We start from the raw sequence: 20,574 nt of genomic DNA, 5'->3' as shown, positions 1-20,574 counted from the left end.
GTGCCTACAACTGCTGTACGGCGTACAGTACGCTGTACAGTAAGGAGGAGGCAACCATGACCGAACAGCTGCAGCGCAAACGTGCGCCTCGTAACACGCTCAACCCCGAGCTGATCGTGCGCACCGCCCTGGACCTGCTCGACGCCGAGGGTGTGGAGTCCTTCGGCATGCGCGCCCTGGCCAAGCAGCTCGGCGTCGGCCCGATGGCCCTCTACACCTACTTCCGCGGCCGGGACGAACTCTTCGACGCCGTCCGTGACCATGCCATGGCCGAGCACCCGGTGCGGGCCGAAGGCGAAACCTGGCAGCAGCGGGTCCGGGTGGCCTGCCTGGCCATCCGGGACATGATGCTGGCCCACCCCTGCCTGGTGCAGTTGTTCACCGCGCGCCCGCTGGCCGGGCATGAGGTGCCGCACGCGGTGGAGGCGCTGCTCAGCGTGCTGCGCGCGGCCGGGTTCGACCGGGAGGCCGCGGTCCGGGCCTACCTCACCCTGTTCAACCACGTGCTCGGCGTGGCCGCCTGGGAGGTCCAGCTCAGCAGGCAGCTGGCCGATCCGGCCGGTAGGCGGGCGCTGCGGGAGACCCTGGATGGCTTGTCCCGCACCAGGTATCCGACCCTGGTGGACCTGGTGCCCGAACTCAACCGCAGTGGCGGCCCGGCCCAGTACGAGTTCGGGCTGGACCTGCTGATCAGTGGCCTGGAACAGGTCCTGGCCCGGCGGGAGGCCGGGCCAGGCGCCTGATCATCACGGACTGACCCCGGTGGCAGAGGTCAGGCGGCGTACTGCGACTGCACGGCGGTGATCTCGTGCACGAGCTGCTGGCAGTCCGGGTCCCGGCGACGGGCCGCTTCCAGGCGCAGCGGCGTCAGCCGGTCCAGCACCCGGCGGGACTGGAGCTGTTCGGCCGAGGCGACCGCGGCCACCGCCGCCGGGACGCCGAGCCGGTGGTCCCCCGCGCGCAGATACCCGGTGGCCAGGGCGATCCGCTCGAAGGTCTGGCTGCGCGCGGTGAGTTCGGTGCGCAGCCCGATGGAGTGCTCGAAGAGCGGGATGGCCCGGAACGGGTCGCCGTCGCGCATCTCCAGGTGCATCATGCCCTCGCTCGCGGCCAGGTCGGCCGCGGTGAAGAACGAGGCCCAGCTGGGTCGTTCCGGTGCGCCGTACTCCTGGGCGCGGGCGAAGTCCCGGCGCGCGCGAGCCATCGCGGTGCCGGCCAGATCCGGCCGGTTGAGCCTGCCGTAGGCCCAGGCCTGGTTGGCCGCGAGCACCGCGCCCGCATGCGCGTCGGCGGCGTCCGCGGCCGGGATCTCGCCCAGCTGGAACAGTTTCAGCGCGTCGTTGACCGCGCCGTTGTGCAGCTCGATCCGGGCCGCGGCGTAGAGCACGCTGCACATCAGGCCGTGGTCCTCGGCCTGCTTGGCCAGTTCCACCGCCTGCACGTAGTGGTAGCGGGCGGCGTCGGCCAGGCCGACGTCGAAGGAGGTCCAGCCGGCGAACCGGTGTGCCCCGGCGACCGCGCTGAGCAGTCGTTCGCGGACCGCGTCCGTGCAGTCCGCGCTGAGCAATCGTCTGCACCAGGAGACATGCGCGATGGCCGCGTCCCGGACCGACCCCCCGCCCTGCTGGTAGTCCAGGGCCTTCAACGCCCCCGTCGCTGCCTCGATCCGCCGCACGTCCTCCAGTCCCAGCCGACCCGGCACGGGAGTCGGACTGGCCACCTCGCGCAGTGGTCCCAGTTGCCCCCAGCCGAAGTCCAGCGTCGCACCGACGACGGCGCTCGCGGCGGCGGCGAGGAACCTGCGCCGTTGCACGTCCTCGTCCTCCCTCCCGCCGGATGGCCCAACCGCGGCTACTCCAGGTGAGTAACCCATCCCCATGTAACCACGCGGAATGCCTAATCCGTCACCTATACGGGCGAGCACGTCATAGGCCATCACCTGACGGCCCTTGGTGATCTCGGAGACCTCGGACTGCGACTGTCCGGTCCGGGCGGCAATGCGCTTCTGGGTGATGCCAAGTCGGCGCAACAGCTGGTAGACGCGGGAGATGTCCCGGCGCACCAACGCGGTGCGCATCTCGGGTTCTTCCCACGTCGAGGAGGGGATCGGTGGATCGCGATCCTCTACGCCGCTCATAGGGCCCCCTACCCATGGCGTGGCTCACATCGGGCTAGTACCGAGAGTAGCGGTATAGACCACTCGATCACCCACCCGTTCGGCGTAAACCCGGGTAAATCGGGCAGAAATTCTGCTCCCCGTAACCACTTCCTCGCCAGAGCCAGGTGGCGGGAACCGATCCACCCGATCGCGCGTTGACGGCCTCCACCCATCGGCCTAGCTTTGTAAGCAGTTGCTTACAAGCGAAGTCGGGAGCGTCGCAATGACCACCACGAGAGCTGCCGCCACGGATCTCGACCCCATCCCGTACCCGTTCAACGAGGCCGCGGGCCTGGGTCTGTCCGATCTCTACGAGCAGATCCGCAACACCCCCGGCATGCTGCGGGTCACCCTCCCCTACGGCGAACCGGCCTGGCTGGCCACCCGCTACGCCGACGCCCGTTTTGTGCTGGGAGACAAGCGGTTCAGCCGGGCGATGGCCGAGGTCAAGGACGCGCCGCGGCAGTGGCCGGTGATCCGCCCCGGCGGCATCCTGGCCATGGACCCACCCGACCACACCCGCCTGCGCACCCTGGTCACCAAGGCCTTCACCGTGCGCCGCGTCGAGCAACTCCGCCCGAGGGTGATCGACCTGGCCGAGTCCCTGATCGACGGCCTGATCGAAAAAGGCCCGCCGGCCGACCTGGTGGAGGAGTACGCCCTCCCCATCCCGGTGGCGGTGATCTGCGAACTCCTGGGCGTCCCGGCCGAGGACCGCCCGCAGTTCCGGGTGTGGAGCGACAACGCGCTGTCCACCACCGCCCTGACCCCGGAGGAGATGGCGCAGAACCAGGAAGACCTGCGCGCCTACATGGGCAAGCTGATCAACGAACACCGCGCCGCCCCGCAGGACGACCTGATGACCGCCCTGATCGAGGCCCGCGACGTGGGCGACCGCCTCACCGAACTGGAAATGGTCGACCTGTGCGTCGGCATCCTGATCGCGGGCCACGAGACCACCGCCACCCAGATCCCCAACTTCCTCTGGATGCTGCTGGACAACCCCGACCAGCTCAAGAAACTCCAGGCCGAACCAGAGCTGATCCCCAACGCCGTAGAGGAACTCCTCCGCTTCACCCCCCTGGGCGTCGGCGCCAGCTTCCCCCGCTACGCCACCGAGGACGTGCACGTCGGCGAGGTCCTGGTCAAGGCAGGCGAACCGGTACTCGTCTCGGTAGGTTCAGCCAACCGAGACGCCCTGAAGTTCACCGACCCCGGCGTCCTGGACGTGACCAGGGAGAACATCCAGCACCTCGGCTTCGGCCACGGAGTCCACCACTGCCTGGGCGCCCAACTCGCCCGAATGGAACTCCAGGAAGCCCTCCGGGTGCTACTGGCCCGCCTCCCCGGCCTCCACCTGGCAGGCGACATCACCTGGAAAACCCAGATGATCGTCCGAGGCCCCCGCACCATGCCCATCGCCTGGTAACCCCACCCACAACGGCCAACACGCCAGCAGGGTCTTCAACCTCCGCGCGTGTTGGCCGTTGTCGTACACCACGTTGGCCGTTGTTGTACGCCGTAGGTCACCGCGTGCGGGCGAAGCCCGAATACCGGTGGCGGGGCTGGCTTTTCAAACTCTCCCCGAGCGGTTCCCCATCCCCGTCAGCCTGGAGAGGACACACCACATCTCACCGAGTGGCCCCTGCAACACAAACCGCCGCCGACACCACCCAACGCAACGGGGGCCGCTCGGTGAGATGTGGTTTGGTATCGGAGGGCTGACGGGGATGGGGAACCGCACACGAGCACTGCTCTTTGCTTTTGACTTTGTTCTTCCCCCCATCCTTTGATTTCTGCCCGTCCGGCGAGGACGCCCTTGATCTTCGCTCGTGAACCTCTCCAACAGAGCCGAAGATCAAAAAAGGATGGCCTCGCCGGCCGGGCAGACCACCGGAGGGGTGGGGCAGATCAAGAGCCGGGTCCAGCGGGTTGCGGGGCGGGGTTTGGGCTGCCGGGGCCTGACCCAGCGTGGCGCCGAGGGCTCGCGTGTTCTCCGCACGGCCTTCCGCCAGCCAACCACACCTCACCGAGCGGCCCCCGTCACGTTGGGAGGGCATGCGGCGGCAGGTTGCAGGGGCCACTCGGCGAGGCGCGGTCTGCATGCTCCAGGCCGTACGGAGAACACGCGAGAGCCCTCGTCGTGGGGTTTCACCCCCCACCCCTTGCCCCGCCCGTCCCACAACGGCCAACGTGGCGTACGAGTTGGGCCAACTCGCCGTCCACAACGGCCAACTCGGCGTCTATAACGGCCAACTCGGCGTACAACAACGGCCAACACGCTGGGAGGGGGAGAGCCTGTTATGGGAGGCGTTGGCCGAAGACCAGGGAGGTGCCGGCCGCGATGATGAGGGCCAGGGTGCCGAGCATCAGCCAGGGGCGGCTGGCGTCGTCTTCCTTGGTCTCGTAGCCGATCTGTTCGCCGAGGGTGTCGTAGACCTTCTGCAGCTGCTCCGCGGTGTCGGCCTTGTGGAAGTCGCCGCCGGATGCCTCGGCGATCTCCTTCATGGTCTCCACGTCCGCGGGCACGTTGGTGACCCGGCCCTCGGTCTCGATCGTGCCGTAGTCCGTGCCGAAGGCGATCGCCGAGATCGGGATCTTCGCCTTGCCTGCCCGGGTCGCGACCTCGACCGGCTCCGCGCCGACCGTCTTCTTGCCATCCGTCATCAGCACGATCCGGGCGGGCGGCGGGCCGTCCGCGCCGGTGAGCAGTTTGCCGAAGGACTCGATGGTGGCCATGGCCGCGTTCAGCGCGTCACCGGTGGCGGTGGCGGGGCCCAGTTTGAGGGTGTCAATGGAATCAGCCACCGGTTTGCGGTCGACCGTGGGCGAGACCAGCACCACCGCGGAACCCGCGAAGGAGATCAGGCCCAGGTTGACGCCCTTGGTCAGGCCCTCGGTGAAGGACTTGGCCGACTTCTTCGCCGCTTCCAGCCGGGTCGGCTTGATGTCGGTGGCCTGCATGGACAGCGACACGTCGATCACCAGCATCACCGTGGCCCGGTTGCGCGGCACCCGCTGTTCCGAGGTGGGGCCGGTGAGCGCGACGGTGAGCAGGATCAGCGCCACCGCGAGCAGCGCGGGCGGCACGTGCCGGACCCAGTTCTGCCGCTTGGGGATGACCTTCTCGAGCAGCTCCAGGTTGGTGAAGCGCATGACGTAGCGGCGCCGGCGCCGCTGCACCAGCAGGTACACCACCACCAGCACCGCCACCGCGAGCGCCAGCAGGAACCACCAGGGCGCGGTGAATCCGCGCAGGCTGAGGCCGAACATCAGGCCACCCCTCCCGACCAGCGGCGCTTGCGGGCCACCACGAACCGGACGGTGTCGGCGACCCAGTCCGAGTCGGTGCGCAGCACCAGGTGACCGGCGCCGGCACCACGCAGCACCGCGGCCACCTGGTCCCGGTGCGCACTGGCCGCGGCGGCGAATTCCTTGCGCAGCAACGGGGTGGTGTGCACCTCGCGCTGTTTGCCGCTCTCCGGATCGGACAGGACGACGGTTCCCACGTCGGGCAGCTCCACGTCTCGCGGGTCGAGCACCTCGATGGCCAGCAGGTCGTGCCGGGCCGAGAGCGCGCGCAGCGGGCGTTCCCAGCTCAGCGGACCGAGGAAGTCCGAGATCACCACGGCCAGGCCACGCCTGCGCGGCGGGCGGCGCAACTGTTCCAGGGCCAGCGCGAGGTCGCCGCGGGTGCCGTCGGGGGCGCGTTTGGTCTGCGCGATCCGGCGTAGCAGGCCGCTGCCGTGGGCGAGGCCGCCGCGCGCGGGGACGCGTTCGGTGTGCTCGCCGGTGGACACGATCGCGCCGATCCGGTTGCCGCCGCCCCCGGTCAGGTGGGTCACCGCGGACACCGCGGCCACCGCCAGCTCCCGCTTCTCGCAGGCGGCGGTGCCGAAGTCCAGGCTCGGCGACAGGTCGACCACGACCCAGGTCTCCAGCTCGCGGTCGGCCACCGTCTCCCGGATGTGCGGCACGGTGGTGCGGGCGGTGACCGCCCAGTCCATCCGGCGCACGTCGTCACCCGGCTGGTACGGCCGCGCCTCACCCGGTTCGGTGCCCGGCCCCGGCACCAGGCCGAGGTGGTTGCCCTGCAGCAACCCGTCCAGCCTGCGCCGGACGGTCAGTTCCAGGGTGCGCAACGCCACGTCGAGGCGACCCTCGTCCAGCGCGGGCGGCGCCCAGGACGGCCGCTTGACCGCCGGGGTCTCCGGCGCGGCCGGGGTGTCGGGGGTCGGCGCGCCGGTCACGGGCGCTGGACCGGCGCGGCCTGCGGGACGGGCGGCTGCTGCATCGGCGCGCCGAGCTGCGGCTGCGGCGCCTGCGGGCGCGCGGAGACCTGCGGCAGCGGCACGGTCTGCAGCACCCGGGAGACCAGGTGGTCCATGGGCACACCGTCGGCCAGGGCGTCGTAGGAGAGCACCAGGCGGTGCCGCAGCACGTCCGGCACCACGTCCACCACGTCCTGCGGCAGCACGTAGTCCCGGCCGCGGACCAGGGCCAGCGCGCGGGCGCCCGCCACGATGCCCAGGGTGGCGCGCGGGGAGGCGCCGTAGGCGATCCAGCCCGCCACGTCGCCGAGGCCGTGCTCGTTGGGCGAGCGGGTGGCCAGCACCACCCGGACCACGTAGTCGACCAGCGCGTGGTGCACGAAGACCTTGCTGGCCACGCCCTGCAGCCGGACCAGCTCCTCCGGGCTGAGCACCTGGGACGGCTCCGGCGGGGTGACCCCCATCCGGTAGACGATCTCGCGCTCTTCCTCGGCGGTCGGGTACTCGACGATGATCTTGAACAGGAAGCGGTCGCGCTGCGCCTCGGGCAGCGGGTAGACGCCCTCGTTCTCGATCGGGTTCTGGGTGGCCAGCACCAGGAACGGGTCGGGCATCGGGAAGGTCTTGCCGCCGATGGACACGTGCCGCTCGGCCATCACCTCCAGCATGGCCGACTGCACCTTGGCGGGCGCGCGGTTGATCTCGTCGGCGAGCACGAAGTTGGCCACCACCGGGCCCAGCTCGACGTCGAAGCTCTCGGTGCCCTGCCGGTAGATCCGGGTGCCGAGGATGTCGGCCGGCACCAGGTCGGGGGTGAACTGGAGGCGGGAGAAGGAGCCGCCGACCACCCGCGCGAAGGTCTCCACCGCGAGGGTCTTGGCCACCCCGGGCACGCCCTCCAGCAGCAGGTGCCCCTTGGCCAGCAGCCCCACCAGCATGCGTTCCACCAGCCGGTCCTGGCCGACGATGACGCGCTTGACCTCGAACACGGTGCGCTCAAGCAGTTGTGCGTCGCGCGCGGGCGTGATCGCGGCCGCGCCCTCGGCGTACCCGGGCTCGGTCACTGGCGAACCTCCTAGAACGAAAGACTGTGTACCGGCACGCACCCCACTCGTGCCGGTACACAGCAAACCTCGCGTCGGGTATGACCCCTGTGAAGATCAGCTCAGCTCAACCGGCAGCGTGTCCAGCGCCCGCATGCCGCTGATCCGCAGCTTCAGCTCCTGCACCGGCACCGCCAGCCGCATCCCGGGGAAGCGCTCGATCAGCGCCCCCACGGCCACCTCACCCTCCAGTTTGGCCAGTCGCGCACCCAGGCAGAAGTGGATGCCGTGACCGAAGCCGAGGTGCTTGCCCACGTCCCTGGTGACGTCCAGGCGGTCCGGGTCGGCGAAGACCGCCGGGTCCCGGTTGGCCAAGCTCACCCCGGCGTAGACCGCGCTGCCCGCCGGGATCACCACGCCACCCACCGGCAGGTCCGCGGTGATGGCGCGGTTGAGACCGGGGTTGATCGGCCCGTCGAAGCGCAGGAACTCCTCCATCGCGCTGTTGCGCAGCTCCGGCCGGGTGCGCAGCAACTCGAACTGATCGGGGTGGCTGAGTAGCGCGCGCATGCCCAGTGCGATCAGGTTGGTGGTGGTCTCGTGCCCGGCGAAGATCAGCAACGCGGACATCGCGACCATCTCCGCGTCGGTGAGGCGCTGGCCGTCGACCTCCACCGCGGCCAGGTCGCCGAGCAGATCGCCCGCGCCCGCGCCGCGTTTGACCACGACCAGCTCACGCAGGTAGGCGGCCATGTCGTTGAGCAGCCCGATGTGCCTGGGCGCGTTGGCCAGGTCGGCGAACAGCGAGGTCATCGCGTGCGACCACGCCCGGAACAGCTCGCGCTTGTCCACCGGCGCGCCCAGCAGTTCGCAGATCACCCTGATCGGCACCTGGAAGGCGTACTCCGCCACCAGATCCACCGGCCCGCTCCGCTCGGCCAGCTCGTCGAGCAGCTCCGCGGTGATCTGTTCGATCCGCGGCCGCAGCGCGTCCACCCGGCGGGCACTGAAGGCACGCACCACGAGCTTGCGCTGCCGGGTGTGCTCCGGCGGGTCCAGTTGCAGCATCGACCCGCCGAGCAGCTCGCCGATGGCCATCAGCGCCTCGCCGATCGGGCCCTGCGGGTTGGCCGGCACCTGCACCCGCACGGTGGCCTGCGGCGCGGCCAGCAGCGCGGTGACATCGGCGTGCCGGGTGAGCACCCACTGCTGCCGCCCGCCCAGCTCCCACAGCAGCTTCGGCGGCTCCGGCTCGGTGATCTCCGCCAGCGCCGGGCCCAACGCCTGGATGCTCGCGACGATCTGGTCTTCCTGGTACCGCGTGGTCGACATTTCCCCTCCTCAACGCCCGTTTACTACGTTCGTAGTACTACCATAGCAGTAACTTCCCTGGCGAGCGGACGAGAGTGCGGCAGACTGATCACGTGCCACCCCAGAACGAAGCGCGCAAGAAGCACCTGGCCGACGCCGCGATCGACGTCCTGGCCAGGGACGGCGGCCACGGCCTGACCCACCGGACGGTGGACAAACACGCCGCGGTGCCCACCGGGACGACCTCGAACTACTTCCGCACCAGGGACGCGCTCTGGGTGGCGGTGGCCAACCGGGTGGCCGAGCGGCACTGGGAGATCATCAGCACCATCGAGGGCTTCCCGGAGAAGATGGCCTCCCCGGACGAGGCCTCCGAGGCGATCGGCCTGATGCTGACCGGGGTCGAGGACGAGGGCCGGATCTTCAACCTGGCCATGCTGGAGCTGAACCTGGAGGCGATCCGGCGACCGGGCCTGCGGCCGACCCTGCACGAGCTGAACGAGCTGGTCACCCGGCAGATGGGGCTCAACCACCGACTACAGGGCCTCCCGGCCGACCGGGAGACCCTGGACATGATCGGGATCTTCCTGCGCGGCCTGCAGCTGAGCATGCTGATGCCGTGGAACCTGGGCCAGACCTACGATCCCTCGAAGCTGATCGAGCGGGCCTACGGGGCCATGCTGACCAGCGCGCCGGGTCAGACCGAGCTGCCCGAATCCGGATAACCGGCCCGCCAGGCCGCGAGGTCCTCGGGCGTGTCCACGTCCCGCCCTTCGCGCACGTCCGCGGGCACCTCCACCACGGTCAACCCGCCGAAGAGCGCGCGCAACGCCGCGCCGGCGAGATGCTCCGGCATGGCCGCGCGCAACGCGCCGATCCGCCACACCCCGGTGAGCCACTGCCGCCTGCCCGCATCCACCAGCAGCGCGCCGTCCGCTTCGTCCACTTCGGACAGTGCGGCGCGCAGCCTGGCCACCGTGGCGGCGGTGACACCCGGCTGGTCGGCGGCGAGCACCGCCACCAGACCCTCCGATGTGGACAGTCGGGACAGCCCGGCCCCCAGTGCCGCAAGCGGTCCCGATCCGACTGGTTCCTCACGTGTCCAGGACACCGGGCGGGTCACCGTCCGTTGTGGACCGACCACCACCACACGCTCCGCCGCCGCGACAGCGTCCAGCGCGTGGTCCAGCAGGCTGCGTCCGCCGAGTCGCAGGGCCGGTTTGTCCACGCCGTGCAATCGGCTCGCCCGTCCCCCGGCGAGCACCACGGCGTCCCAGCGTGTCATCGATGATCAGCCCGCCGCCCGCAACGCGGCCACGGCCTCGGCGAGGTCGGGGTCGTTGGCGGCCTTGTCCAGCGCGGAACTGAGCGTTTCCCGGTAGACCGGTTCGGCCAGCGCCTGGCGTTCCCTGCCTTCCGGGGTGAGCATCGAGTACACCCCGCGCCGATCGTTCTCGCAGGGGTCCCGCACGGTCAGCCCGGCCTCCTCCAGCCGCGCGACCAGCCTGGACACCGAACTCTGGTTGAGCCCGATGGCGTCGGCGAGCACCTGCATGCGCAGGCTGCACCCGTCCACCTCGGCCAGTCTGCTCAGCGCCCGGTACTCGGTCAGCCCGAGCCCGAACCGCCGCTGCAGCGCCTTGGCCAGCTCCTGCTCGATCCGTCCATGCAGGGTGATCACCCGGCGCCAGGCCGGTTCGTCGACCGCGTCCGGCGCGGCCGTCGTCGTGTTCTTCGCCGTCACTGTCTTCCCCACAACCACGCCCCTTGACCGGAGCCTACCTCCGGTGCCAGTATCCAACTCAGTCGAAGTACATGTAGGTGCATGCATCTACTCTATCCCCTAGGAAGGTCCCCGTTCTATGCGCTCGTTCCTGTTCCTCCTCGGCAGCTCACGCCTGGGTGGTAACACAGAGACATTGGCACGTAACGCTGCGGAAAATCTCCCTACGAACGTCGAGCAACAGTGGTTCAACCTCGCCACGATGCCCCTGACGGACTATGCGGACCGCCGCCATGTGCCGGGCAAACGTCTGCACGCGGCGCCACAGGGCACCGAGAAACTCCTGCTGGACGCCACGGTGGCGGCCACCGACATCGTGATCGCCTCACCGACCTACTGGTACACGGTGTCCTCCTCGACCAAGCGCTACCTCGACTATTGGAGCGATTGGTTCGACATCGAGGAGCTGGGCTTCAAGGGCCGGATGGCCGGGAAGCGACTGTGGGTGATCACCGCGCTGAGCGAGGAGCCGCACCAGGCGGACGCCTTGATCGACACGCTCCGGCGGTCGGCGGAGTACTTGAAGATGGAGTTCGGGGGCGCGCTGACCGGCAACGGCAGCAAGCCGGACGACGTGCTGGCCGACACCGAGGCGATGGCGAACGTGAAGGTGTTCTTCGCTTCGGTGTGAGTGGGTGAACTGGGGGTTTGCCCGCTCTCACGGTTGGGAGCGGGCAACACCGTCCACGTGGATCTCGATGTCCCGGCCGCCCAGCGGGCTCAGGTCGGGGGATCCGCAGCGCGACAGGTAGAGCGTGCGCAGCGGCAGGGCGGCGATCGGCTCGGCCGAGGGCAGTTCGCCGCTGAAGAGCCGGAGGCTGCTCAGTGCCGGGAACCGCTCGGCGAGCTGGTCGAGGCAGCGCGGATCGGCCCACCAGCTGAAGTACAGGGTGCGCACGGTCGCCCAGGCCCGGCCGGTGGACGAGTCGAGCCTGGTCAGGTCGTTCAGGGACAGCCGGTCCAGACTGGGCAAGTCGTCCAGGGCGGCGTAGTCGGTGATCCGGGTCAGCTGGTCGAGTTTCAGGGTGCGCAGCCCGGACAGCGGTCGCAGGAAGTCCAGGTCCGCCCAGGGTTCTCGTTGGTACAGCGTCAGATCGGTCAGCCCCGGGAGCTGGGCGAGCACGTCGAGCCGCCGGTAGTGCGCGGCGCCCATCAGGTGCAGGTGCCGGATGCCGCGGTGGCCCAGCAGCGGGCCGAGATCCACCGGCTGCCCGTCGAATCTGAGCCACAGCGCGTCGGTCAGCGGGAGCCCGTCGAGCACTTCCAGGCCGCTGACCTGGTCTTCGGCCACCGCCACACTCACTTTGGTCAGCCGGCGCAGCTTGGCCAGGTGCGGCAGGAACCGGCCCCGGCCGATCTGGATGAGGCCGTTGTGCAGTGGCGCGTCGGCCAGGACTTCCTCGGCGTAGCGGGCCGGGTCGAACATCCGCCAGGCCCGGATCAGTTCCTGTTGCACGCGGTGCCGCGGATCCCGCGCGTACCCGGCCAGGGTGGTGAGTGCCTCGGCGCTGCCGGTGAGCGCGGCGGCCTGCACGGTGGCCACCGCCGCCGCCTCGGAGAGTTCGTCCACAGTGGACGGTAGGTAGCGCAGCAGGCGGTGGCCAATGGCGGCCAGCGACTCGGTTTCCCGGATGCTGCGGGGTGGCACCAGGTGGGTGCGGATGAGGGTGTCGATCCGGTCGTGCAGGCCGGCGTCGATCTCCTGCACGGTTTCCAGGCAGGCCGCGGCGAGCAGGCGCAGGCGCCGGGCGCGCCGGGGTTCGTGGTCGGCTCGGTCCAGGATCTCGGCCAGGAGTTCGTCGGCCTGGGTGCGCTTTGCGTGTCCGGCGGCCATCACCACGGTTTCCCACCAGCCGTCCAGGTGGGCGTGCGCGACCAGGGTGTCGATGTGGTCCTGTTCGGTGGCTTCGCTGGCGGCCAGGTACTCCTGGAAGGTGCGGTGCAGGAAGTCGACCCGGCCGGGCACCGGTTCGCGTAGCACGCCGCTGCGTTCCAGGAGGTGGTCCAGGATTTCCGGGGCGGGTTCGGTGACGTTGGGCATGGCCGGGAGTTTGCGGGCGAGGTGGCCGAGGGCCTTGTCCCTGGGCAGTTCGATCCGGTTGGCCAGGGTGAGCCGCCAGGCGAGGTCGCGCAGCAGCACCCGTTTCTGGGCGACGTCGAGGAGTCCGGCGATGCGGCGTTTGGCGTCCCGGATGTCGAGGAGCATGGCCAGGGCGCGTTCGTAGAGTTCCATCCGGCTGCGGGGCAGATCAGCGACGTGGTCCAGGTTGAGTGCGCACAACAGGGCGCACAGCAACGGGTTGGCGGCCAGTGCGCGGAGTTGCGGGCGGTTGGCGAACTGGTTGAGCAGGCGTTGCCGGGCGGCGGGCAGGTCACCGGGTGCGCAGGGCAGGAAGGTGGCCGCTTCGGCGGCGGTGTGCCAGCGTTCGATGAACTGGCGGATGTCGTCGCCGGTCATGGGTTCCAGGAGCACGGCCCGGAATCCTTCGTCGGCCAGCCATTTCTCCTCCACCGCGGCGGGCCGCGCGGTGACCACGATCCGAGCGAGGGGGAATTCGGCAACGAGTTGCCGCAGCCAGTTGCGCACCTCGGCGCGTTGTCCGGCGGGTACTTCGTCGACGCCGTCCAGGAGCACCAGTCCGGTGCCGTCGCTGAGCCGCCGGTGCGCCCAGCCCTCGGGCATCTGGGCTCCGCGCATCGGCCAGGCGTGCGCGACCAGTTGTTCCGGCCGGGGCAGCTCCCCCGCGGCGAAACTGCGCAGTCGCACCGGGAATGGCACGCACCCGTTCCACTCGGCGAGCCCGCCGGTGAAGTGGCCGCGGGCCGCGGTGACCGCGAGCCAGTCGAGCAGGGTGGTCTTGCCGGAGCCAGCTTCGCCGCGTACCAGGGTGCGTTCGGTGGCCCCGATGGCGGCTTCCACCCGTCCGCTGACCGGTCCGCGTTCGATCTCGCCGAACCAGCGTCCGTCGGCGAGTTCCCGCCGGGCCCGCGGCTGCGTCGTCTCGGACACCGACAGGCTCAGGTAAGCCACGCTCAACGCCAGCCGCGGCTGTTCCTGCATGGTGAGTCCCAGCAGTTCCAGTCTGTCCAATGTGGACTGGAGGTGGCGCAGGTATCCGGCGGTGAACTCGGCGTCGTGCCCGGTGCCGCGCGGGGCGTGCAGGGTGCTGCGCGGGATCCGGGCCAGCACCTCGTCCAGTTGCCCGCTCAGCGCGCCCAGCCGCCCGAGCGCCTCGGCGAGGGCCCGGGGCTGGAAGGCGGGCAGCCAGCGCACCACCTCGACCAGGTACCGGCAGGACTGGTCCAGGGCGACTTCGTAGAGCCGGGCCCCGTCTTCGGACAGTCCGGCCACCCGGACCTGGCCGGGACACACCGAGCGCACGTGCGCGGCCAGCTTGTCAGCGTCGAGGTCGGCGCCCAGAAGCAGGTCGTCGGAGAGTTCAACCTCGGCCAGGGCATCCCCGGCGGCGTCCAGGGCTGCCTGGATTTCGTTGCCGGGCAGGCCGGGGAAGCGGTTGTCCAGGAGGGGTTCGAGGCGTTCGGCGATCTGGAGGCCGAGGTTGTTGAGGAAGTTGTCCCACTTGCGCAGGTGCAGTGGACCGGCGAGTTGTTCGGCGGCCAGCTCGGCGAGGGTGGCGACGCGTTCCTTCCGTTCCCGGTGCTTGCGCAGCCAGGCGGCTGCGGCCCGGGTGGCCACGGTCTGGCCGAGCTTGAGCACTTCCACGCCGCTGATCACGGCCTCCCCAGGTTGTGGTCGCTTCGCCGGATCTCCAATTTCCGCAACGACAACCGCTCCACTGGAGCCAGGGTGCGGGCGGTGTACCGGTCGACGGTCAGTGTTTCCAGGTTGGGGAACAGGCCCGGAAGTCGGTCCAGCACCTCGGGACCCGCCACGCCCAGCAGCAGTTTCCGGACGCTCGGCCAGCACCGCCCGGAACTGCTCAGCAGGGTCGGGGTGGACCAGAGGTTGAGCCGCCACACCGAAGCCAGGTCGTCCAGTGGGGAATAGTCCTCGATCCGGTAGAGCTGGTCCAGGGACAGGGTTTGCAGGTCGGGCAGCGTGCGCACGAACTGGATGTCGTCCATGGGTTCGAGCTGGAAGAGCGCCAGGTTGGCCAGGGCGGGCAGCTGGGTCAGCACCTCGCGCCGCCGGTAGTTCGCGGCGGCGAAGAGTTCCACGGTGTGCAGCGTCGGATGCTCGGCCAGGGGTGCCAGATCAATGGTCTCGTGTGGGAGGTCGAGGCTCACCACCACGAGGTTGGGCAGTCCGGCGATGATCTCCAGGGGCACCAGCCGACGGCCCGATTCCAGGTTGACCGCCAGGCCGCGCAGCCGGGTGAGCCGGTCCACGAACGGCAGCAGGTGTTCGTCCCGGACCCGGATGATCCCGTCCCGCAACGGCGCCTCGGCGAGCACTTCCTCGGCGTAGCGCTGCGGCTCGAAGTACCGCCAGGCCCTGGCCAGTTCGTCCTGCACCCGATCCCGCGGATCCGCCGCATACCCGCGTAACAGCCCCAGTGCTTCCTGGTTCTCGGTGAACGCCGCCGCCCGCACGGTCGCCGCTGCCGCAGCCTCCGAGAGATCGTCCAATGTGGACGGAAAGTATCGCAGCACCCGATGCCCGATGGCGGCAAGCGATCCCGCCTCCCGCACACTCCGCGGCGGCACCAGGTGCTGCTCGATCAACGCGTCCACCCGCGCCCGCACCGCCGGATCCAGTTCGTCCACCGTCTCCAGGCAGGCCGCCGCCAGCAGCCGCAAATGCCTGGCCCGCCGAGGTTCCGCCGCCGCCCGGTCCAGGATCTCGGTCAGCAGCAGATCGGCCTGGGTGCGTTTCGCGTGCCCACAGGCCATCACGATGGTCTCCCACCACACGTCCAGGTGCGCCTGCGAGACCAGCTTCTCGATCCGCCCCTGCTCGGTCGCCTCACTCGCCGCCAGGTACTCCTGGAAGGTCCGGTGCACGAAGTCCACCGTGCCCGGCACCGGTTCCCGCAACACCCCGCTGCGTTCCAGGAGGTGGTCCAGGATGTGATCCGCGGACTCGGTCACGTTGGGCATCGCGGGCAGTTTGCGGGCCACGTGTTCCTCGGCGCGAGACCTGGCCAGTTCGATCCGGTTGGCCTCGGTGAGTCGCCAGGCCAGGTCGCGCAACAGGACCCGTTTCTGCGCCACGTCCAGCATCCCCGCTATGCCGCGCTTGACATCCCTGGTCTCCAGCAACATTTCCAGGGCCCTGCGGTACAGCTCCATCCGGTTGCGTGGCAGTTCGGTGACCTGGTCCAGGTTGAGGGCGCACAGCATGGCGGCCAGCAACGGGTTCGCGGCCAGGGTGCGCAGGTGCGGGCGGCTGGCGAACTGGTTGCGCAGGCGGCGCTGGGCGGCGGGCAGTTCGGCCGGGTCGCAGGGCAGGCTGTGCGCGCGGTGTGCGGCCTCGTGCCAGCGGGCCACGAACTGGTCGAGGTCCTCGCGGTTCATCGGTTCCAGGGTGACCGCGGCGAAACCCTCGGCGGCCAGCCATTTCGCCTCGGCCGCGGCAGGGCGGGCGGTGACCACGATCCGAGCTTGGGGGAACTCGCGGGCCAGTTCGGCCAGCCAGGCGTGCACCTGCGGCCGCCGCGCGGACGGCACCTCGTCCACCCCGTCGACCAGCAGCAGCGCACTGCCCTCGTCGAGTCGGCGGTGCACCCACAGTTCGGGCATTTCGGCGGCGCGGCTGGGCCAGGCGTCCTGGAGGAACTGTTCGGGGCGGGGCAGTTCGCCGGTGGCGTGCGCGCGCAGCCGGATCACGAAGGGCACGCAGGAGTTCCAGTCCGCGAGCTGTTCGGTGAAGGCGGCGCGGGCGGCGGTGACGGCCAGCCAGTGCAGCAGCGTGGTCTTGCCGGAACCCGCCTCACCACGGACAAAACTGCGGTCCGCGGCGCCGATCGCGGCCTCCACCCGGCCGGTGCTGGTGGTTTCCTCGCCGGTCTCAGCGAACCAGTGCCGGTCCGGGCGGCGCCGGGTGGACCGGCTGCGGCGGTCCAGCGTGCTGGACACGCTCAGGCTCAGGTACGCCATGCTCAACGCCAGTTTCGGCTGTTCGTGCGTTGCCAGCCCGAGCAGCAGCACACTGTCCAATGTGGAATCGATGTGCCGCAGGTAGGCCGCGGTGAACTCGGCGTCGTGCCCGGTGCCGCGGGGTGCGTGCAGGGTGGAGCGCGGTACCCGGGCCAGGAGTTCGTCGAGCTGGGCGGTCTGCGCGGTCAGCCGGGACAAGGTTTCGGCGAGCGCGCGGGGCGGCAGCGCGGGCAGGTGCTGGATCACCTGGGCCAGGTAGCGGCAGGACTGGTCCAGGGCGATGTCGTAGAGCTGGGCGGCGGGTTCGGCCAGGCCGCGGGGCGGTGGGCAGACCGAGCGGACGTGCGCGGCGAGCTTGTCCCCGTCGGCGTCGACCGCGAACAGCAGGTCATCGGTCAGCTCGACCTCGGCCAGTGCGTCCCCGGCCCCGGCCAGTGCGGCGGCGATCTCGTTGCCTGGCAGGGAGGTGAACCGGGTGGCCAGGACCAGTTCCAGGCGTTCGGCGACCTGCCCGCCGACGTTGCCTGGCAGGGAGGTGAACCGGGTGGCCAGGACCAGTTCCAGGCGTTCGGCGACCTGCCCGCCGACGTTGCCCAGCAGCCGGTTCAGCTTGTCCCGCTGCACCGGACCGGCCAGTTCCGCCGCGGCCAGTTCGGCCAGGCTGGCCGTGCGCTGCTGGCGGGCCCGGTGCCTGCGCAGCCACGCGGTCACCGCCTTCTCCGCGATGATCTTGCCCAGGTCGAGCAGCTCCAGCCCGCTGATGACAGCCTCCCCCGCCTCCGGTGCCGTGCGCAGTCTGTCGAACGCCGGCCCGGCCCGGTTAGCGAACCGGCGGGAATGTCAGTCGTTCGGCCTACCCTGCCGGTCATGAGCGCTACTCCGCCGCGCCCGCTGGCGCCGGGTGACATCGTGACCGCCTTCAGCGAGCACCTCGGCGAGTGGACCGCGGCCCAGGTCACCGGGCTGTCCCCGGAGTCGCAACTGGCCGCCGTGCTCGAACTGGCCTGGTCCGGCCCGGAGCCCGCCACCCTGGCCGATCTGGGTGAGGTCGGCCCGTTGCGGCTGACCCATCACAGCTGGAACGGCACCCTGGCGCACACCAACTGGGAGTGGGTGCTGCCGCGCAGCTACCGGGTGATCGGCTCGCTGCCGCTGCTGGGCCCGGAGGCGACGAACTCCTACTCCACCGGCTGGTACCTCGGGCACCAGCTCGACCGTCAGCGCCGCTGGGACGCGCAGCTCACCGAGGAGCCGGTCACGCCGTGGGCGGCCGAGCACACCAGCGCCGAGGTCGGCCAGGCCGAGCCGGACCCGGGCGTGCGCTGGCTGACCGTGCGCGACATCGAGGAGTTGGACTGCGCGCCGCTGGTCACCAAGTTCCCCCACCTTCAGCACCTCACCCTGCGCGGCAAGCTGGGCCTGCTGCGTAACGCCGTCGCACTCAACGAGCTGACCGGGCTGCGCAGGCTCGCCGTGTGGGAGCTATTCGGCATGACCGCCGCCGAGTGCCTGCTGCCGCACCGGGTCCCGGAGATCGAGGCGATCAGCCTGGACGGCATCCCCGCCGAGTACGCCACCGCCACCCGCCGGAAGTGGAAGCCGGAAATCCCCCAGGGCGTGCATCTGGACATCCGGGCCGCCCGGAAACCCGAGTGGGTGGCGGAGAACCGGGACAACCCGCTGCGCGACTGGGACGGGCGGCAGGGCATCAGCCCGGCCCGGTACAAGAAGGCGATCGCCCAGTACAAACAGACCCGGCGCGCGGTGCTGGCCGTGCTCGCCGACCCCGCCGCCGACCGGCCTGCCCAGCTGGCCGAGATCGGCCGCGAGTACGGCACCAGGTTCAACGAGCTGGACGCGCGCTCGGGCTTCATCGAGACGGTGGAACGCGAGGAGCTGTACGCGGCCCTGGCACACCTCGCGGGCGGTCAGCGGGACGTGCTGGCCCTGCTGGCCGAGGGGGTGGAGGAGGTGCGGGACTGGTGAACGGCCGAAATCCGCGCGCACGCCCTGGTCCGGGCGGTAAGAATCGACCAACGTGACAGTTGTGGAGATCAGGCCGCGGCGGGCGCTCGCGGTGTCGGCGACGGTGATCGCCGGGGTGGGCCTGGCCGGACAGGCGCGGATCAACGGCGAGTTCGGGGCCCGGCTCGGCAGTGGGTTCGCCGCCTCGCTGCTGACCACCGCCGGCGGGTTGCTGGTGCTGCTGGCCGTGGTGCCCGCGCTACCGGCAGGCCGGCGCGGACTGCGCAAGCTACGGGACGCGGTGCGTGGCGGCGAGTTGCGCTGGTGGCAGTGCGCGGGCGGGATCGCCGGGGCACTGATCGTGGGTGGTCAGGGCGTCACGGTCACCTCCCTCGGGGTCGCGGTGTTCACCGTGGCGATCGTGGCAGGCACGGTCAGCGGCAGTCTGGCCGCGGACCGGTGGGGGCTCGGGCCGGGCGGGGTGCGGCCGGTGACCACGGCCCGGCTCGGCGGCGCGCTGCTGTGCGTGCTGGCGGTCGCGGTGGCCGGACTGGACCGCTTCGGCAACACCAGCACCCTCATCCTGGTGGCATTACCGCTGGTCGCGGGGGCGGCCGGGGCGGTGCAGTCGGCGTTCAACGGCCGGGTGGCCGCCGCGGCGGGGTCGCCTTGGCCCGCGACCACCCTCAACTTCCTGGTCGCCACGCTGACCCTGGCCGTGCTGCTCGGCGGGCAGGTGGCCGTGCAGGGCTGGCCCGGCCGGGACTTCCCCAGCCAGCCGTGGTTCTACCTGGCGGGCATGATCGGCATCGCCGTGGTCGCGGTGGCCACCCTGGCCGTGCGCGAGATCGGCGTCCTGGTCTACGGCCTGGCCAGTGTGGCCGGACAGCTGCTCGGCGCGGTGGTCATCGACGCGGTCACCCCAGGCCCGAGCCCGACCCTGGCCACCTGGGCGGGCGCGGCACTCACCCTGGTCGCGGTGCTGCTGGCGGCCCGCACCCGCGGGCTCAGCCCAGCTCCGGTTCGATCCCGGTCAGCTCGGCGCTGACCTGCCACAGCCGGGCCGCCGCCACCCGGTCCGCGAACACCCCGCGCACCGCCGCCTGCCTCGGCGCGCCCCGCAGGCCGAACACCCGCGGCTGCCACAGCTGACCAGGGCGCACCGCCGGGTCCAGCACCGCGTGCACCGCGATCCGGGCGGCCTTGTCCTTGCCCTGCAACACCATCCCGACTGCCAGGGCACCCCATCGCCGGCCGGTGGTGCGCACGTGCACCGGCGGCCGGGACGGGGTGAGTGAGTCCAGGGCGCCGCCGGGATGGGTGATGACGCTCAGCGTCGTGCCGCTCCGGCGGGCCAGCTCGAACCCGAACAGCATCTGGGCCAGTTTCGACCGGGCGTAGCCGCGGGTGGGCTGGTAGTCCCGGGTGCTGTGCAGGTCGTCGAAGTCCAGGGCGACCGATTTCGCGGTGAGGCTGCCGGTGGTCACCACCCGGCTGCCCGCGGTGGCGGCCAGCAGCGGGGCCAGGTGCGCGATCAGCGCGAAGTGGCCGAGGTGGTTGGTGGCGAACATCAACTCGTGGCCCTCGGCGCTCACCCGGCGGTCCGGCTCGTCCAGGTACACGCCCGCGTTGAGCACCACCGCGTCCAGGCGGTCCACCGCCAGATCGTCCACAGTGGACTTGAGCGAGGACAGGTCCGCCAGGTCCATGGGCAGGTGGCGGACCCGCGCGCCGGGCACCCGGCCGCGGATCGAGGTCAGCGCGGCCTCGGCCCTGGCCGGGTTCCGGCTGCCGAGCAGCACCGTGGCGCCGGTGGCCGCGAGCTGCTCGGCGACGAAGTACCCGATGCCCGCGTTGCCCCCGGTGACCAGGAAGTTCCGGCCCTCGGCCCGCTGGTTGAACGACATGGACGCAATATAGTCGGAATGATTACAAAGTCGCAATGACTCCGATTTTGTAGTCACTAGCCGTTCAGGTACGGTC

Annotated in this window: 16 protein-coding genes; 6 read left to right on the top strand and 10 right to left on the bottom strand. The window is 70.6% G+C overall.

The window, feature by feature from the left end; translation table 11 throughout:
- Nucleotides 1-56 precede the first annotated feature (56 nt).
- Nucleotides 57-743 (top strand): TetR/AcrR family transcriptional regulator, encoded by a 687-nt coding sequence (locus ACTOWY_RS19320; RefSeq protein ID WP_441311043.1) that lies wholly within the window; start codon nt 57-59, stop codon nt 741-743.
- Nucleotides 744-772: 29 nt separating this feature from the next.
- Here the strand turns inward: ACTOWY_RS19320 and ACTOWY_RS19315 are convergent, their stop codons facing one another.
- Nucleotides 773-2,077 carry a helix-turn-helix domain-containing protein gene (locus ACTOWY_RS19315; RefSeq protein ID WP_441311042.1) on the bottom strand — a complete coding sequence of 435 codons (1,305 nt, stop codon included), beginning with the start codon at nt 2,075-2,077 and terminating at the stop codon, nt 773-775.
- A gap of 304 nt (nt 2,078-2,381) precedes the next feature.
- Here ACTOWY_RS19315 and ACTOWY_RS19310 point away from each other — a divergent pair, with 304 nt between their 5' ends.
- Entirely contained in the window at nt 2,382-3,587 is a 1,206-nt protein-coding gene (locus ACTOWY_RS19310) for a cytochrome P450 (RefSeq protein ID WP_441311041.1), read from the top strand.
- 872 nt (nt 3,588-4,459) lie between these two features.
- On the opposite strand, the gene ACTOWY_RS19305 is transcribed toward ACTOWY_RS19310, so the two are convergent.
- The 4 genes from ACTOWY_RS19305 to ACTOWY_RS19290 all read right to left on the bottom strand — a co-directional run bounded on the left by ACTOWY_RS19305 (nt 4,460) and on the right by ACTOWY_RS19290 (nt 8,804).
- The gene (locus tag ACTOWY_RS19305) at nt 4,460-5,431 is read right to left on the bottom strand and encodes a VWA domain-containing protein (RefSeq protein WP_441311040.1); all 972 of its coding nucleotides are present in this window, start codon (nt 5,429-5,431) and stop codon (nt 4,460-4,462) included.
- Nucleotides 5,431-6,408, bottom strand: a complete 978-nt coding sequence (locus ACTOWY_RS19300) for a DUF58 domain-containing protein (RefSeq protein WP_441311039.1) — start codon at nt 6,406-6,408, stop codon at nt 5,431-5,433. Before ACTOWY_RS19300 ends, ACTOWY_RS19305 begins: the two co-directional genes overlap by 1 nt.
- Nucleotides 6,405-7,493: an AAA family ATPase gene (locus tag ACTOWY_RS19295; protein WP_441311038.1), complete on the bottom strand. Its 1,089-nt coding sequence runs from the start codon at nt 7,491-7,493 to the stop codon at nt 6,405-6,407. Before ACTOWY_RS19295 ends, ACTOWY_RS19300 begins: the two co-directional genes overlap by 4 nt.
- A gap of 96 nt (nt 7,494-7,589) precedes the next feature.
- On the bottom strand, nt 7,590-8,804 hold the full coding sequence (locus tag ACTOWY_RS19290) for a cytochrome P450 family protein (protein ID WP_441311037.1): 1,215 nt from the start codon (nt 8,802-8,804) through the stop codon (nt 7,590-7,592).
- 92 nt (nt 8,805-8,896) lie between these two features.
- Here ACTOWY_RS19290 and ACTOWY_RS19285 point away from each other — a divergent pair, with 92 nt between their 5' ends.
- On the top strand, nt 8,897-9,508 hold the full coding sequence (locus tag ACTOWY_RS19285; RefSeq protein ID WP_441311036.1) for a TetR/AcrR family transcriptional regulator: 612 nt from the start codon (nt 8,897-8,899) through the stop codon (nt 9,506-9,508).
- Here ACTOWY_RS19285 and mobA read toward each other — a convergent pair.
- Nucleotides 9,481-10,068, bottom strand: a complete 588-nt coding sequence (gene mobA, locus ACTOWY_RS19280) for a molybdenum cofactor guanylyltransferase (protein WP_441311035.1) — start codon at nt 10,066-10,068, stop codon at nt 9,481-9,483. The two genes, ACTOWY_RS19285 and mobA, sit on opposite strands and share 28 nt — an antisense overlap.
- A 6-nt stretch (nt 10,069-10,074) precedes the next feature.
- A complete protein-coding gene (locus ACTOWY_RS19275; protein WP_247762637.1) occupies nt 10,075-10,539 on the bottom strand; it encodes a MarR family winged helix-turn-helix transcriptional regulator in 465 nt (154 codons plus the stop codon).
- A 106-nt stretch (nt 10,540-10,645) separates the two neighbouring features.
- Between ACTOWY_RS19275 and ACTOWY_RS19270 the strand changes: the two genes are divergently transcribed.
- Nucleotides 10,646-11,197 carry a flavodoxin family protein gene (locus ACTOWY_RS19270; protein ID WP_441311034.1) on the top strand — a complete coding sequence of 184 codons (552 nt, stop codon included), beginning with the start codon at nt 10,646-10,648 and terminating at the stop codon, nt 11,195-11,197.
- A gap of 27 nt (nt 11,198-11,224) precedes the next feature.
- Here the strand turns inward: ACTOWY_RS19270 and ACTOWY_RS19265 are convergent, their stop codons facing one another.
- Together ACTOWY_RS19265 and ACTOWY_RS19260 are read right to left on the bottom strand one after the other, a co-directional pair.
- Nucleotides 11,225-14,302, bottom strand: a complete 3,078-nt coding sequence (locus ACTOWY_RS19265; RefSeq protein WP_441311033.1) for an NACHT domain-containing protein — start codon at nt 14,300-14,302, stop codon at nt 11,225-11,227.
- Nucleotides 14,299-17,364 carry an NACHT domain-containing protein gene (locus tag ACTOWY_RS19260; protein WP_441311272.1) on the bottom strand — a complete coding sequence of 1,022 codons (3,066 nt, stop codon included), beginning with the start codon at nt 17,362-17,364 and terminating at the stop codon, nt 14,299-14,301. The genes ACTOWY_RS19265 and ACTOWY_RS19260 overlap by 4 nt, the downstream gene beginning before the upstream one ends.
- Nucleotides 17,365-17,493: 129 nt before the next feature.
- Between ACTOWY_RS19260 and ACTOWY_RS19255 the strand changes: the two genes are divergently transcribed.
- Together ACTOWY_RS19255 and ACTOWY_RS19250 are read left to right on the top strand one after the other, a co-directional pair.
- Nucleotides 17,494-18,612: a hypothetical protein gene (locus ACTOWY_RS19255; RefSeq protein ID WP_441311032.1), complete on the top strand. Its 1,119-nt coding sequence runs from the start codon at nt 17,494-17,496 to the stop codon at nt 18,610-18,612.
- Between the two features lie 61 nt (nt 18,613-18,673).
- A complete protein-coding gene (locus tag ACTOWY_RS19250) occupies nt 18,674-19,639 on the top strand; it encodes a DMT family transporter (RefSeq protein ID WP_441311031.1) in 966 nt (321 codons plus the stop codon).
- Here the strand turns inward: ACTOWY_RS19250 and ACTOWY_RS19245 are convergent.
- Entirely contained in the window at nt 19,599-20,498 is a 900-nt protein-coding gene (locus ACTOWY_RS19245; protein WP_441311030.1) for an SDR family NAD(P)-dependent oxidoreductase, read from the bottom strand. The genes ACTOWY_RS19250 and ACTOWY_RS19245 overlap by 41 nt on opposite strands.
- Nucleotides 20,499-20,574 lie beyond the last annotated feature (76 nt).

Origin of the sequence: Crossiella sp. CA198 (assembly GCF_052078295.1) — a bacterium.
Lineage (GTDB): Bacteria > Actinomycetota > Actinomycetes > Mycobacteriales > Pseudonocardiaceae > Crossiella.
Note: the sequence above shows the minus strand (reverse complement) of the source record. Positions and strands in the feature narration are given on the sequence as shown.

Excerpts from the sequence above, each read along its gene's own strand:
- ACTOWY_RS19305 (WP_441311040.1), bottom strand. The coding sequence starts at position 5,431 with ATGTTCGGCCTCAGCCTGCGCGGATTCACCGCGCCCTGGTGGTTCCTG.
- ACTOWY_RS19315 (WP_441311042.1), bottom strand. The coding sequence starts at position 2,077 with ATGCGCACCGCGTTGGTGCGCCGGGACATCTCCCGCGTCTACCAGCTG.
- ACTOWY_RS19310 (WP_441311041.1), top strand. The coding sequence starts at position 2,382 with ATGACCACCACGAGAGCTGCCGCCACGGATCTCGACCCCATCCCGTAC.
- ACTOWY_RS19270 (WP_441311034.1), top strand. The coding sequence starts at position 10,646 with ATGCGCTCGTTCCTGTTCCTCCTCGGCAGCTCACGCCTGGGTGGTAAC.
- ACTOWY_RS19245 (WP_441311030.1), bottom strand. The coding sequence starts at position 20,498 with ATGTCGTTCAACCAGCGGGCCGAGGGCCGGAACTTCCTGGTCACCGGG.
- mobA (WP_441311035.1), bottom strand. The coding sequence starts at position 10,068 with ATGACACGCTGGGACGCCGTGGTGCTCGCCGGGGGACGGGCGAGCCGA.
- ACTOWY_RS19320 (WP_441311043.1), top strand. The coding sequence starts at position 57 with ATGACCGAACAGCTGCAGCGCAAACGTGCGCCTCGTAACACGCTCAAC.
- ACTOWY_RS19255 (WP_441311032.1), top strand. The coding sequence starts at position 17,494 with ATGAGCGCTACTCCGCCGCGCCCGCTGGCGCCGGGTGACATCGTGACC.
- ACTOWY_RS19290 (WP_441311037.1), bottom strand. The coding sequence starts at position 8,804 with ATGTCGACCACGCGGTACCAGGAAGACCAGATCGTCGCGAGCATCCAG.